Below are 12911 nucleotides of genomic sequence, written 5' to 3'. Positions count from 1 at the left end.
ACGCGGGGTGCGGGCTTCGAGGGCGGGTCGAGGCCTCTCAATCGTTCGAGAGCAGGCGGATCGTTCGGCGTCCCGCTCTCGTCCACGAGCGGAAGTTAGCGGGGAGCCCGCAGTGGTTGGCGTCGCCGCCGTCTGCGGCCGTCGCCGTTCTGGCACGGCAGCGGCGCGCGGGGTGCTCGGTAGCGTCGCGGCGACCCATGGAACGAGCACCAGCGCCCGAGAGCGTCATCGCGCCTGTGCGATGCCGTGGTCGTGCTCGGCAGCTTCCCGGCGCTGGCCGGCGTGACTCTGCACGTCGCGCGTGGCGAGATCCTGCTGCTGCGTGGGCCGAACGGGGCGGGCAAGACGACCTTGCTGCGGCTCTGCGCAGGACTGGTGCCGATAGCGCGTGGGGAAGCGAGAGTGCTCGGCGTCGACCTCACCCGCGACCGGGCCGCGGTGCGCCCTCGCGTCGGCTTGCTCGGCCACCACAACGGTCTGTACGCCGACCTGACAGTCACCGAGAACGTCCGCTTCTGGGCGGCGCTGGCGGGAGCGTCGCGCGACGAGGTGGCCGCCGCGCTGGAGCGCGTCGGCCTGTCCGGGCGGCTCGCGTCGGTGCCGGTGGGCCGGCTCTCCGCCGGGCAGAAGCGGCGTACGGCCTTGGCCTGCCTCGTCGCCCGGCGAGCCGAGCTGTGGCTGCTCGACGAGCCCCACGCGGGGCTCGACGCCCGCGGCCGCGACGAGCTCGACGCGACCGTGCGGGCCGCGGCTGCGGCGGGGGCGACGGTGCTCGTCGCCAGCCACGAGTTGGAGCGCGCCGGCGCGCTCGCCAGCCGCGTCGTCGAGGTCGTCAACGGCCAGGCGATCGAGCTCGGGGCCGACGCCTGATGTGGCGGGTGGCCCGACTGGTGGCCGCGAAGGACCTCCGGGCCGAGTGGCGCAGCCGCGCCGTCACCAACCAGGTGCTGCCGTTCGCCGCGCTGGTGATGGTGATGTTCGCCTTCGCGCTCGACTCCGACGCTGTCCTGGAGCGCGTCGCGCCCGGGCTGGTGTGGCTGGCGACGACGTTCAGCTTGCTCGTCGTCGTCCAACGGGCGTTCGCGGTGGAGGCCGCCGACGGGGCGATGGATGCACTGCGCGTGGCCGGCGTCGAACCGGCGGGCATATTCGCCGGCAAGGCGATCGCACTGGCCCTCCAGCTGGTGGTGCTGGAGGCGGTCCTCGTCGCGGCCGCGGTCGTGCTCTACCGGGCCGAGGTGCGCGGCGCCGGGGTGGTGCTCTTGGTCACGACGATGCTGGCCGCGACCTGTGGGCTGGCAAGCGTCGGTACGCTCTACGGCGGCCTCGCTGCCGGTGCCCGTGGTCGGGAGACACTGCTCCCCCTGCTGCTGTTGCCGGTGGTGGCGCCCGTGCTCATCGGGGCGACCCGGGCGACCGAATCGGCGCTCGGCACCGCAGGAGCGACGGCGTCGGAGGGCTGGCCCTGGGTGGGCCTGCTCGCCGTCTTCGCCGCCGTCTTCGGTGTCGGCGGCGTGGTGGCGTTCGGACCGCTGATCGAGGAGTGACGAAGTCGAACCGCCCCCGAGACCCCCAACATCTCCGAGACCCCGAAGGAAGCGACTCGATGGCCCTGACCGCCAGCCAGCCGACGCGCAGCCCTAGCGAGGCAAGCGCGAACCGCGGCACGGGAACACGCGCCACCCGGGTGCTCGGGGTGGCGGTGATCCTCGGCATCGTCTGGCTCGTGCTGTTCGGGCTGGTGATCTCCCCCGAGGACGCGGTGCAGGGCGAGAGCGTGCGGATCCTGTACGTGCACGTGCCGTCGGCATGGCTCGCGTACCTGGCTTTCGTCGTCACCGCGGTGTCGTCGGCGGCCTACCTCTGGCGGCGCACCCGCTCGCTCACCTGGGACCGCCTAGCGGCGGCCTCGGCCGAGGTAGGTGTGCTGTTCATGGCGATCACGCTCGTGACCGGCAGCCTGTGGGGCCGCATCACCTGGGGCACGTTCTGGACCTGGGACGCGCCTCACCACGACAGCGTTCTTGTTCGTCACCTACGTCGGCTACCTGGCGGTGCGCGGGCTCGGCGGCTCCCACGACCAGCGCGCGCGGCGCAGCGCGGTGCTCGCCCTGCTGGCCGTGCTGCAGATCCCCCTCGTGCACCTCTCCGTGGAGCTGTGGAACTCGCTGCACCAAGAGGCGTCGGTGCTCGACAGCGGTGGCGACGTCCAGATGGACGGGCTGATGCTGTTCACGCTGCTCATCGGCGTGGTCGCGTTCACGCTTGCTGTACGTGTGGCTCGTGCTGCACCGCCAGCGGGTGCTGATGATGCAAGACGCACTCGACGACCACGGCCTCGACATCGCGCTCGAGCAGCGTCGCGGGGAAGGGGCTCTCTGATGGACCACGCCGGATTCATCATCGCGAGCTACGTCGTCACCCTCGGCGGCGTAGGTGCTTTCGCCTGGGCCGTGCTGCGCCGCGGCCGGCGCCTGGTCGAGCAACTCGGCGACGAGGAACTGCCGTGGACCTGAGCCCGCGCAGCGCGCCCGAGGTGCGCCCCGGCGCCCGCAAGCGGCGCAACTGGCTGGCGATGCTCCTGTTGGTGCTCGTCGTCGTCGCCGGCGGGGTGGTCGTCACCCAGTTCCTCACGTCGGCGATCGACTACTACTGCAACGTCGACGAGATCGGCGTCGTCGACAAGTGCGACGACGCCAGGCGCCTGCGCGTGCAGGGCGTCGTCGACGAGGGCTCGCTCACCGAAGACGGCGTGGTCACCGAGTTCACGATGTCGTTCAACGGCGCCAGCCTGCCTGTGCGCTATCAAGGCGACCCCGGGGGGATCTTCCAGGAGTGCATCGCCGTGGTCGTGCACGGCCGGCTCGGCGACGACGGGGTGTTCGACGGGGACCGGATCGAGGTCAAGCACTCCAACGAGTACTCCGAGTCGAACCCCGACCGCGTCGGCACCAACCCCGGGTCGCCCGCATGCTCGCAGCAGGACTGAACGCCGCCCTCGGGCGCGGGGCGATCGGCATCGGCGTGCTGGCGGTGGCCTTCGGGGCCTTCGCCACCGTGCTCGGCATCGTGAAGCGCGACTCCAAGCTGCTGCGCAGCGCGCCGAACTACGCCTGGCTGGCGCTCGCCGCCGCCGTCGGGGGCTTCGCGGTGATGCAGAGGGCGTTGATCACCCGCGACTTCTCGCTCGCGTACGTGCAGCAGGTCGGCTCTCACGACACCCCGTGGCTCTACAACGTCACCGCCGCATGGAGCGCGCTGGAGGGATCGATCCTGCTCTGGGTGCTGGTGCTCGCCACGTGCACCGTGGTCGTCGCGCACCGCTTCCGGCATCGCCTCGACGACCCGCTGGTGGCGTGGGCGCTGGTCGTGATGTTCGCCGTCAGCCTGTTCTTCTTCCTGCTGTCGTTCGGCCCGGCGAACCCGTTCGCGCTCGGACCCGCAGGGGTCACCGACGGCCCGGGGCCGAACCCGTTGCTGCAGAACCACGTCCTCGTGCTGTTCCACCCGCCGATCCTGTACCTCGGCTACGTCGGGTTCACGGTGCCGTTCGCGTTCGCCATCGCCGCCCTGGTCACGGGCCGAGTGGGCGAGGATGGCTGCTCGAGACCCGCCGCTTCACGCTGTTTGCCTGGGGTTTCTTGACCGCGGGCATCATCCTCGGCGGCTGGTGGAGCTACGAGGTGCTCGGCTGGAGCGGGGTGTGGGCCTGGGATCCGGTCGAGAACGCCAGCTTCTTGCCCTGGCTCACCGCCACCGCCTACCTGCACTCGGTGCTCGTGCAGGAGCGCCGGGGCATGTTGCGGGTGTGGAACCTGAGCCTGCTCGTGGCCACGTTCGCGTTGACCATCCTCGGCACCTTCCTCACCCGCTCCGGGGTGATCAACAGCGTGCACGCGTTCAGCGAGGGCAGCATCGGCCCGTGGCTGCTCACGTTCTTCGGCATCGTCGTCGCCGTGTCCGTCGGGCTCATCGGGTGGCGGGGTGACCGTTTGCGCTCCCCGGGAGCGATCGACTCGCCGATCAGCCGCGAGGGCGCGTTCTTGGCGAACAACGTGCTGTTCAGCGCGTTCGCGTTCGTGGTGCTGCTCGGCACCGTGTTCCCGCTCGTCGTCGAGGCGCTCCAGGACCGCCGGCTCGTGGTCGGCGAGCCGTTCTTCGACCGCATGACCCAGCCGCTCGGCTTGACGATGCTGTTCCTGATGGCCGTCGCGCCGGTGCTGCCGTGGCGCAAGGCGAGCGCGGAGCTGTTGCGTGACCGCCTCTTCTGGCCGGCGTGGTGCGGCGTGGCCGCGCTCGCCGGTGCGCTTGTCGCCGGCGCGCACGGCCTGCTCACCCTCGCCGGCTTCGGCCTGGCCGGCTTCGCGGCGGGAGCAGCGCTGCGCCAGGTGGTGCTCGCCGTGCGCCGCCAGGGATGGCGGGGCCTCGTCGGGCGCGCCAACGGCGGGATGATCGTGCACATCGGGGTGATCCTCATCTCCGTCGCGCTCGTCGCCTCGCAGTCGTACACCCGCAGCCAAGAGCTGGTGCTGCGCGAGGGCGAGCCCGCAACGTTCGCCGGCCACACCTTCGAGTTCGTCGGCTTCACCACCTCGAGCGACGAGCGATCGGCCACGATCAGCGCCGGCGTGTTGATCGACGGCGAGCGCGTGTACGAGCCGAGCCGCCACAAGTTCTTGAACCAGGGCATGGACGTCGGCACCCCAGCGTGCGCAGCACGTTCACCAAGGACCTGTACCTCACGCTCGAGGGTTCGCCCCAGCCCGACAGCGACGAGGCACGGATCAAGGTGTTCGTCAAACCGCTCGTGATGTGGCTCTGGATCGGCGGCGCGACGATGGTCGTCGGCACGGTGCTCGCGGCGTTCCCCGGCCGCCGCCGGCGGCTGCCCACCGACCCGGTGTCGGCCCCTGTGCCAGAACCCGTCGCCGCACCCGAGCCTGCCGAGGCGGTGAGCGGTGGCTGACGACGAGGTGGTTGAGGACGAGGTGGCGGTCCAGGACGGTGCTCTCGACGCCGGGCGTCCGCGGCGGCGCGTCGCGCCCTTCGTCGCGCTCGGCCTCGTCGTGGTGCTCGCCGGCCTCATCGTCGTCCTCGCCGGCGCGAAGGGCGGCACCGACGACACCGCCGAGTCCCCGCTCGTCGGCCGCGCGGCGCCGGCCGTGGTGAGCACGACGTTCGACGGCGACGCGTTCGACCTCGGCCGTCGCCGGGGCTCGTGGGTGGTGCTCAACTTCTTCAACTCGACGTGCGTGCCCTGTGTGCGTGAGCACCCCGAGCTGCTCGCGTTCGCCGAGGCCCAGGCAGATCTCGGGGTGGACGCGGCGGAGCTCTACACCATCGTCAACGACGACAGCGACGAGGCGGTGCGCGACTTCTTCGCGGACAACGGCATCACCTGGCCGATCGTCCACGACGACGACGGCACGATCGCCGTGGCCTTCGGTGTGGCGAAGGTGCCCGAGACCTGGGTGGTCAGCCCGACCGGAGTCGTCGTCGCCCGGTTCACCGGACAGGTCTCAGCAGACGGGCTGGCGGCGACGCTGGAGCAACTGCGCGCGGCGGGCTCGCCATGAGCGGCGCGCGCCGGCTCAACCGCGGCCTCAAGTCCTGGCCGGGGTGGGTCGCCCTCGTGCTGGTCGCGGTGGCGCTGCTCGCCGTCGGCGCAACCCGTGACGGCGGCCTGCAGACCGCGCAGGACCGGATCGACGCCGTCTCGCGGCGCCTCGCCTGCCCGACGTGCGACGGCGAGAGCGTGTTCGAGAGCCGGGCGTCGGCGTCGGAGAACATCCGCCGGGAGATCGCCCGGCAGGTGTCGGCCGGCCAGCTGAGCGACGACGAGATCGTCGCCGAACTGGAGGAGCGCTTCGGTGCCGCAGTGCTGCTCGTGCCGAAGTCGAGCGGGCTCGACGCGTTGATCTGGGTGCTGCCCGTCGCCGTCGTGGTGGTTGCCGTGGCCGGGCTGGTGGTGGCTTTCCGCCGCTGGCGTGAGCAGCTCTCGTTGTCCGCCACCGACGCCGACCGAGCGCTCGTCGCTGAGGCGTTGCGAGAGGACGGCGCGCAGCCCGAAGAGACGAAGACGGCCACGACGTGAACCCGGATCGGCTCACCGAGCTCGAGACCGAGCGGCGGTTCCTGCTCGATTCGCTGCGCGACCTGGAGATCGAGCGCGACGCGGGCGACGTCGACGACCACGACTACGAGTCGCTGAAGGAGGGTTACACCGCCCGCGCCGCGGCGGTGCTGCGCGAGCTCGACGCCGGCCACGCACCCGCGCCGGCGCCACTTCGCCGGCGCCGGTGGGGCGTCGTCGCCGCATGGGTTACGGCGGTGGTCGTGTTCGCCGCGGCGGCCGGCGTGTTCGTCGCCCGGCAGTCCGGCGAGCGCTTGCCCGGCGGGTCCGCTGGCGGCGAGCGCAGCGTCAGCGAGCTGCTGAGCGACGCGCGGGCCCAGCTGAACCCCGCCGATCCGTCGCCGGCACTCGACCTGTACGCCCAGGTGCTCGACCTGGAACCCGACAACGCCGAGGCGCTCACGTACCTCGGCTGGCTGAGCGTGCTCTCGGCCGTGCAGGAAGAGGACGACCAGCTCCAGGCGGAGCGGTTCCAGTCCGGCCTGGTGTTGCTGCGCCAGGTGACGCTGTCGGATCCGACGTACGCCGACGCGCACTGCTTCCTCGGCATCTCGCTCTTCCGCTTCGCCGGCGACGCGGAGTCGGCCAAGCCCGAGATCGAGGCCTGCCTCGACGCGAACCCCCCTGCCGACGTGGCCGACCTGGTGGCCACGATGTCCGAGCAGATCGACGAGGCGCTGAGCGAGGGCACCGCGGCGCCCCAGGCGGCTGCTGGTGCTGCAGCTACTGGGGCGGGGGCCAGACGGTCGCGCTGATCACCGCGTCGCGGCTGCGCTCCAACACCCACACGGTGGCCTTGCGCCAGTCGGGCGCGGTGGCGATGGCGGTTCCCATGCGCTGGAGGGCGCCGATCAAGTCGGGGATCACGTCGCCGTGGCTGCAGAGCACGGCGCGGTCGGGCACCTCGAACAGCAGGTCGTGCGCGGCCCCCGCCGAGCTGCCCTCGCCGAGGCGGTCGTCGACGGTCACCTGCAGGCCGCACCCATTGGCGAGCGGCTCGAGCGTCTGCACGCAGCGCACGTAGGGGCTCGACACCAACCGGGTGGGCTGCAGCTTCGCGATCCGCTTGCCGAGGGCGCGGGATTGCTCCCAGCCCGGAGCCGACAACGGTCGCAGCGCGTCGTCGCCCTTCCACGCCTGGCGACTGCCTGCCTTCGCGTGGCGTACCAGGTACACCGCCAAAGCGTCAGCCCTCGCTCGTCATGCGGGCGTGGCGCTCGGTGAGCTGGCGCACCAAGAGGAACCAGGCGACGGCTGCGGCGATGCCGAGAATCCCGCCGAGCGTCGTCCAAAGGGCCTGGTCCTCGATGCGCTCGGCCACGTCTTCGGCCTCGTTGGAGAACCCCGACGACATCATCAGGCCCGCACCGAAGGGGATCATCAGCGTGGGCAGCAGGCCGTAGAGCACCCACCAGATGTTCACGATCGGCGCCACCGGTCGCTGCTTCCACTCCGTGGACCCCGCCGGCACCTCCGGGTCGGAGCCCTTGTAGAGCTCGCGCAGCATCAACCAGGGGATGACGAACAGCAGCGGCGGCAGGAACCAGCCGCCGATCGCCCACCCCGGCGCCCACGTGCGTCCCGGGCGCCCGAAGCGGTCGAGGTTGGTGGCCATGCGGTACATCCAGATCATCGTCAGCACCGCCACGGCGATCGTTGCCATGGACGCCAGGCCGGAGATGATGAGCGCGGGCGCGTACCCGGAGAGGAACTCGTCCTCGTCGATGCGCCCCGCCAGGAAGTCGGCGGCGTCGCCGCGCACCATCAGGTTCGTCACCACGGTGCCCACCTGGCCGAGCCCGACGACGATCATCAGCCACGACAACGCCTTGCCGAGACCGCGCACCCGGGCGAACGGGGTGAAGGCGCCGTACGAGCCTTCGCCGTAGCCGACGTAGCCCGGAGGCGGGGTCAGCCCGCCGGGGGGAGGGGGAGGAGGTAGCTCCATGAGTTGGAGAAGCTACCGCCCGGCGTCGGACGGCAACGACGGGGTCACGACCAGCCGAGCTCGTCGAGGCGGTCGTCGTCGATGCCGAAGTGATGGGCGATCTCGTGGATCACCGTGATGCGTACCTCCTCGACGACCTCGTCGTCGGTGGCGCACATCGCGCAGATCGCGTCCCGGTAGATCGTGATCACGTCCGGCAGCGCGAGCGAGTAGTCGTCGCGTTCGGTCAGCGGCACGCCGACGTACTCGCCGAGCAGATCGGGATCGTCGGGATGCGCGTCATCGACGCGCACGACGACGTTGTCCATCGCCGCGCGCAGCTCGTCGGGCAGCGTGGCGATCGCGTCGCGAACGAGGCCGTCGAAGCGCCACGGCGGCACGTCGGTCACGGGCTCCATCGTCGCGCGCGGCATGGCGAGCCCGGGCTCAGACGACCTTCAGGCTGGGGCTGAACACCTTCTTCGGCTTCAGCTCCTGCGCGATCCGCCCCGCGATCTCGTGGAAGATGCGCCCCGTCTCGCTGTCGGGCGCGATGGCGGCGATGGGTCGGCCGTCGTCGCTGCCTTCACGCAGCGCGGAGACGATCGGGATTCGCCCGAGCAGGGGGACGCCGAGCTCGTCGGCGAGCTCCTGACCGCCGCCGGCGCCGAAGATCTCGTAGCGCTTCCCGTCGTCGCCGGTGAACCACGACATGTTCTCGATCACGCCCTTCACCGGCAGGTGCACCTTCAACGCCATCGCCGCCGCCAGCCGGGCGACCTTCTGCGCCGCCGGCTGCGGTGTCGTCACCACGTACACCTCGCCGCGGGGCAGGTACTGGCTGAGGCTGATCGCGATGTCGCCGGTGCCGGGGGGCATGTCGACCAGCAAGAAGTCCGGCTCGTCCCAGAACACGTCGGTGAGGAACTGCTCCAGCGCCTTGTGCAGCATCGGCCCCCGCCAGATCACCGCTTGGCCCTCGGGCACGAAGTACCCGATCGAGATGCACCGCACGCCGTAGGACTCGGGCGGCACGAGCATCGAGTCGATGACGACGGGCTCGCGATCGGCACCGAGCATGCGCGGGATCGAGTAGCCGTAGATGTCGGCGTCGACGATGCCCACCGAGTGGCCCTGCGCGGCGAGCGCCACGGCGAGGTTCGTCGTGACGCTGGACTTGCCGACCCCGCCCTTGCCGGAGGACACGAACAGTGGGCGGGTCCGCGAACCCGGCTGAGCGAAGGGCACCGCGCGCCCCTCGGCATGACCGTGCGCGTGCGCTTGGCCGCCTGTCGAGGTGGGGTCGCCGTGGAGCTTGCGGCGCACGTCCTCGCGCTCGTCGTCGGTCATCGTCGTGAACTCGAGATCGACCGCCCGCACGCCGTCGAGCGCGGCGACCGCGGCGGTGACCCGGTTCTGGATCTCGTTGCGCAGCGGGCAGCCGGCGACGGTGAGAGCGACGAGCACCGCCACGGTGCCGTCGGCGCGGACGTCGACGTTGCGCACCATGCCCAGATCGACGATCGAGCGACGCAGCTCGGGATCCTCCACGGGTCGGAGGGCGTCGACTACCTGCTCGGTGGTGGGCATCAGGGGGCGCTCCAGGACGAGTCGGGAATTTCCACTACGGCGATAGGTAGAATACCGGCCGTGGCTGCGAGCGGCTCACCCTCTCCCTCCCAACTCGACCCGGGAGCCTTCACCGCCACGGTGTCGGCGATCACCCACGCGTTCGGTGACCCCACGCGCCGGGCGATCTACCTGTTCGTGCGGGAGCACTCCCATGCCGACGCCACCGCCGCGTCCGGCGATTCAACGGGGGTGACCGCGGCCCAGGTCGCCGAGACGTTCGGCCTGCATCCGAACGTCGCCCGCCATCACCTCGACAAGCTCGCCGCCGGGGGCCACGTCGAGGTCGCCGTCGCCCGCCTCGCCGGCGGTGGCGCCGGACGGCCGTCGAAGCACTACACCGCGGTCGGCGAAGACCCCGCCCGTGAGTTCCCCGTGCGCAGTGACGACCTCGTGCTGTCGCTGCTCGGCAAGGCGCTGGCCCTGCTGCCGAGCGCCGCCGCCGAGGCGATGGCCGAAGATGTCGGCCAGGAGTACGGCCGAGCGATGGCGGCCGGGTTGACCGGGGCCGACCTCGCCGCCGGGCAGCGCAACCTGCGCTCGGCGATGCAGGCAGTCGCCGACGCCCTCACCGCGCATGGCTTTGCCGCCCACACCGACCAGCGCCACGATCAGCTGCGGATCGTCAACCAGCACTGCCCGTTCGGCAACGTCGCCATCGAGCATCCCGTCATCTGCGCCGTCGACCGAGGGATGGTGAAGGGCATGCTCGCCGCGTTGTACGGCGATACCGACGTGAGCACGCAGATGTCGCGCCCCCAGGGCGACACGTTCTGCGCGACGGCCGTCTGAGGGGTCCCCCGCCGGTAGCGTTCGCGTCGTGGACGTTCGCATCGGCATCACGCACGCAGCTCGTGAGATCGCCCTCGAGGTGGGCGAGGACGGGCGTGAGGCCGCCGTCGCGGCCGTCGAGGCGGCGCTTGCCGGCGCCACCGACGTGCTCTGGCTCACCGACAAGCGGGGCCGCCGCACCGGGGTCACGGCGGCGAAGATCGCGTACGTCGAGCTCGGCGCCGTCGACGGAGACCGCCGCATCGGCTTCGGGAGCTGACTCTGGACCTGCTCGCCCGTCGGCTGCTGTTCGTCACCGGTAAGGGTGGCGTCGGCAAGACGACGGTCGCCGCGGCGCTCGCCCAGCTTTCCGCCATCTCGGGCCGGAGCACCCTCGTGTGCGAGATGGACGCGAAGGGCTCGCTCGCCGCCGCGTTCGACCATCGGCCGTTCGATTTCACGCCTCGCCAGGTGATGCCGGGGCTGTCCGGGATGGCGATGAACACCGAGGACTCGCTCCGTGAATACCTGCGCCTCTTCGTGCGCATCCCCCTCGTCGCCCGCATCGGCCCGCTCGCCCGCACGTTCGACTTCGTGGCCGACGCCGCGCCCGGCGTGAAAGAGGTGCTCTCGGTCGGCAAGCTCGCCTACGAGGTGCGTGAGCGCCACTACGACCTCGTCGTCGTCGATGCCGAGGCGAGCGGGCACATCGTCGGTCAGATCACCGCGCCACGCGCGATCGCCGAGCTGGTCCACGTCGGGCTGATCCGCGAGCAGACCCAGTGGATGAACGACCTGCTCGAAGACCCCGCCGTCACCGGGGTGGTCGTCGTCACGACACCCGAGGAGATGCCCGTCACCGAGACGATCGAGCTCATCGGGAGATTGCGCTCGCAGACGCGGGTCGCGCTGTCGGCGATCGTCGCCAACCGCGTGCTGCCCGAGCTCTTCGGCCGTCGCGACGAAGAGGCGTTCGCGCGCCTCGGCGAGGAACCGGCGCGCCAGGTGCTGCGCGACGCCGTCGGCGACCAGGTCGACGCCGTGCTCGACGCAGCACGCCTGCTCGTCGCCAGGCGGCGCGGAGGGGCCGAACACCTTGAACGCCTCGCGTCCGAGCTCGCCGGGGGGCCGCCGGTGCTGTTCGTGCCCGAGCTGTTCACCAGGACCACCGGTCCGCGCGCCGTGCAACAGGTGGCCGAGGCGCTCGCCGCCGAGCTCGACATCGAGGGCGGCGCGGCTGGAGTGGCGAGCTGATGGCGCGGCGATCACGACCAGCGGTGGCGGCCGGGCTCGACGAGCTGCTCGCCGCGAAGGAGATGGTGCTCGTCTGCGGCTCCGGCGGGGTCGGCAAGACCACGGTCGCCGCCGCACTCGCCGCGCAGGCGGCGATCGAGCTCGGCGGCCGCGTGCTGGTGCTCACCGTCGACCCCGCCAAGCGGTTGGCCAGCGCGATGGGGCTCAAGTCGTTCGGCAACGTGGAGACGCGCGTCTCGCTGGAGGGCCTGGTCGAGGACGGGCGCCAGGTGCGCGGCGAGCTGTGGGCGGCGATGCTCGACACGAAGGCGGGCTGGGACGAGCTGATCCGTCGGCATGCACCGGACGCGGCGACGCGCGACGCGGTGCTCGCCAACCCGCTGTACCAGAACATCACCGGGCGGTTCGTCAACAGCCACGACTACATCGCGATGGAACGGCTGCACGAGGTGCATCGCAGCGGGTCGTATGACCTCGTCATCGTCGACACTCCGCCGTCGCGCAACGCGCTCGACCTGCTCGACGCGCCGGCGCGCATGGCGGAGTTCTTCGGCAGTCGCCTGCTGCGCTGGCTCACCGTGCCGTACCGCAGCCGGATGCTGACGCTCGCCTCCAAGCCCTTCTACCAGATCGCCGATCGGGTGCTCGGCTCGCACTTCCTCGAGGACATCGCCGAGTTCTTCATCCTGTTCCAGCGGATGGAGTCCGGTTTCGTCGAGCGCGCCCGGGAGGTGGAGCTGCTGCTCACCGACCCCCGCTCCACCTTCGTCGTCGTCAGCACGCTCGAGGCCGCCCCGGCGCACGAGGCGTGCTACTTCGTCGACGAGCTCGACCGCCGGGGCCTGCCTCTCGGCGCCGTGGTGCTGAACAGGGTGCTGCCCGACGCGATCCGCGCCCCTGGCGCGACGCGGGCGGCGAGGGAGCTGGCCGCGGCGCTCGACGCGGGATCGCTCGCCGCCGACGCGGCCCGGGCGGCCGGCATCGACGCCGACGCCGCCGAGCGCATCCTCACCGAGGTGGCGGCGCGCTTCCACGACGTCGCGGTGGTCGCGAAGGGCGAGGCGGAGCGGCGCAGCGAGCTCGCCTCCCTCGCGCCGGTCGTCGCGTCGGCCCCTGCGCTGCCGAGCGACGTGCACGACCTCGAGGGGTTGTTGGTGCTCGGCGATCATCTCTGGCGGGGGTGAATTCAGGCAGACT

19 protein-coding genes are annotated in these 12911 nt (G+C 71.4%); 15 read left to right on the top strand and 4 right to left on the bottom strand.

Annotated features, from left to right (window positions below):
* Nucleotides 1-234: 234 nt before the first annotated feature.
* The 11 genes from ccmA to IPM43_05715 all read left to right on the top strand — a co-directional run bounded on the left by ccmA (nucleotide 235) and on the right by IPM43_05715 (nucleotide 6888).
* Entirely contained in the window at nucleotides 235-870 is a 636-nt protein-coding gene (ccmA, locus tag IPM43_05765) for a heme ABC exporter ATP-binding protein CcmA (protein QQS26346.1), read from the top strand.
* 8 nt (nucleotides 871-878) lie between these two features.
* Nucleotides 879-1547, top strand: coding sequence for a heme exporter protein CcmB (locus tag IPM43_05760; GenBank protein ID QQS25870.1), 669 nt, complete (start codon nucleotides 879-881; stop codon nucleotides 1545-1547).
* Nucleotides 1548-1606: 59 nt separating this feature from the next.
* Nucleotides 1607-2308 (top strand): cytochrome c biogenesis protein CcsA, encoded by a 702-nt coding sequence (gene ccsA, locus IPM43_05755; GenBank protein QQS25869.1) that lies wholly within the window; start codon nucleotides 1607-1609, stop codon nucleotides 2306-2308.
* Nucleotides 2309-2381: 73 nt separating this feature from the next.
* A complete protein-coding gene (gene ccmD, locus IPM43_05750) occupies nucleotides 2382-2516 on the top strand; it encodes a heme exporter protein CcmD (protein QQS25868.1) in 135 nt (44 codons plus the stop codon).
* Nucleotides 2507-2989 carry a cytochrome c maturation protein CcmE gene (locus IPM43_05745; GenBank protein QQS25867.1) on the top strand — a complete coding sequence of 161 codons (483 nt, stop codon included), beginning with the start codon at nucleotides 2507-2509 and terminating at the stop codon, nucleotides 2987-2989. The genes ccmD and IPM43_05745 overlap by 10 nt, the downstream gene beginning before the upstream one ends.
* Nucleotides 2971-3645, top strand: a complete 675-nt coding sequence (gene ccsA / locus IPM43_05740; GenBank protein QQS25866.1) for a cytochrome c biogenesis protein CcsA — start codon at nucleotides 2971-2973, stop codon at nucleotides 3643-3645. The genes IPM43_05745 and ccsA (IPM43_05740) overlap by 19 nt, the downstream gene beginning before the upstream one ends.
* Nucleotides 3642-4811, top strand: a complete 1170-nt coding sequence (gene ccsA, locus IPM43_05735; GenBank protein QQS25865.1) for a cytochrome c biogenesis protein CcsA — start codon at nucleotides 3642-3644, stop codon at nucleotides 4809-4811. Before ccsA (IPM43_05740) ends, ccsA (IPM43_05735) begins: the two co-directional genes overlap by 4 nt.
* On the top strand, nucleotides 4709-4966 hold the full coding sequence (locus tag IPM43_05730) for a hypothetical protein (GenBank protein QQS25864.1): 258 nt from the start codon (nucleotides 4709-4711) through the stop codon (nucleotides 4964-4966). The genes ccsA (IPM43_05735) and IPM43_05730 overlap by 103 nt, the downstream gene beginning before the upstream one ends.
* Nucleotides 4959-5576: a TlpA family protein disulfide reductase gene (locus tag IPM43_05725; protein QQS25863.1), complete on the top strand. Its 618-nt coding sequence runs from the start codon at nucleotides 4959-4961 to the stop codon at nucleotides 5574-5576. Before IPM43_05730 ends, IPM43_05725 begins: the two co-directional genes overlap by 8 nt.
* Entirely contained in the window at nucleotides 5573-6094 is a 522-nt protein-coding gene (locus tag IPM43_05720; protein ID QQS25862.1) for a cytochrome c-type biogenesis protein CcmH, read from the top strand. The genes IPM43_05725 and IPM43_05720 overlap by 4 nt, the downstream gene beginning before the upstream one ends.
* Nucleotides 6091-6888: a hypothetical protein gene (locus IPM43_05715; protein QQS25861.1), complete on the top strand. Its 798-nt coding sequence runs from the start codon at nucleotides 6091-6093 to the stop codon at nucleotides 6886-6888. Before IPM43_05720 ends, IPM43_05715 begins: the two co-directional genes overlap by 4 nt.
* Here IPM43_05715 and IPM43_05710 read toward each other — a convergent pair.
* Genes IPM43_05710 through IPM43_05695 form a run of 4 tightly spaced genes read right to left on the bottom strand, consistent with a single transcriptional unit; the run spans nucleotide 6857 to nucleotide 9650 of the window.
* The gene (locus IPM43_05710) at nucleotides 6857-7309 is read right to left on the bottom strand and encodes a histidine phosphatase family protein (protein QQS25860.1); all 453 of its coding nucleotides are present in this window, start codon (nucleotides 7307-7309) and stop codon (nucleotides 6857-6859) included. The genes IPM43_05715 and IPM43_05710 overlap by 32 nt on opposite strands.
* A gap of 10 nt (nucleotides 7310-7319) precedes the next feature.
* Complete coding sequence (locus IPM43_05705; protein QQS25859.1) at nucleotides 7320-8081, bottom strand: DUF4328 domain-containing protein; 762 nt, start codon at nucleotides 8079-8081, stop codon at nucleotides 7320-7322.
* Nucleotides 8082-8125: 44 nt separating this feature from the next.
* A complete protein-coding gene (locus IPM43_05700; protein QQS25858.1) occupies nucleotides 8126-8479 on the bottom strand; it encodes a metallopeptidase family protein in 354 nt (117 codons plus the stop codon).
* 28 nt (nucleotides 8480-8507) lie between these two features.
* On the bottom strand, nucleotides 8508-9650 hold the full coding sequence (locus IPM43_05695; GenBank protein ID QQS25857.1) for an Mrp/NBP35 family ATP-binding protein: 1143 nt from the start codon (nucleotides 9648-9650) through the stop codon (nucleotides 8508-8510).
* A 60-nt stretch (nucleotides 9651-9710) separates the two neighbouring features.
* Between IPM43_05695 and IPM43_05690 the strand changes: the two genes are divergently transcribed.
* The 4 genes from IPM43_05690 to IPM43_05675 are packed head-to-tail and all read left to right on the top strand — an operon-like array spanning nucleotide 9711 to nucleotide 12898.
* Nucleotides 9711-10481, top strand: coding sequence for a helix-turn-helix domain-containing protein (locus IPM43_05690; GenBank protein ID QQS25856.1), 771 nt, complete (start codon nucleotides 9711-9713; stop codon nucleotides 10479-10481).
* Nucleotides 10482-10509: 28 nt separating this feature from the next.
* Nucleotides 10510-10740, top strand: coding sequence for a DUF3107 domain-containing protein (locus IPM43_05685; protein QQS25855.1), 231 nt, complete (start codon nucleotides 10510-10512; stop codon nucleotides 10738-10740).
* A 2-nt stretch (nucleotides 10741-10742) separates the two neighbouring features.
* A complete protein-coding gene (locus tag IPM43_05680) occupies nucleotides 10743-11714 on the top strand; it encodes an ArsA family ATPase (protein ID QQS26345.1) in 972 nt (323 codons plus the stop codon).
* Nucleotides 11714-12898, top strand: a complete 1185-nt coding sequence (locus IPM43_05675) for an ArsA family ATPase (protein ID QQS25854.1) — start codon at nucleotides 11714-11716, stop codon at nucleotides 12896-12898. The genes IPM43_05680 and IPM43_05675 overlap by 1 nt, the downstream gene beginning before the upstream one ends.
* Nucleotides 12899-12911: the final 13 nt, after the last annotated feature.

It is taken from the genome of Actinomycetota bacterium (assembly GCA_016700055.1).
Classification (GTDB): domain Bacteria; phylum Actinomycetota; class Acidimicrobiia; order Acidimicrobiales; family Ilumatobacteraceae; genus Kalu-18.
This window is presented reverse-complemented; position numbering and strand designations above follow the sequence as displayed.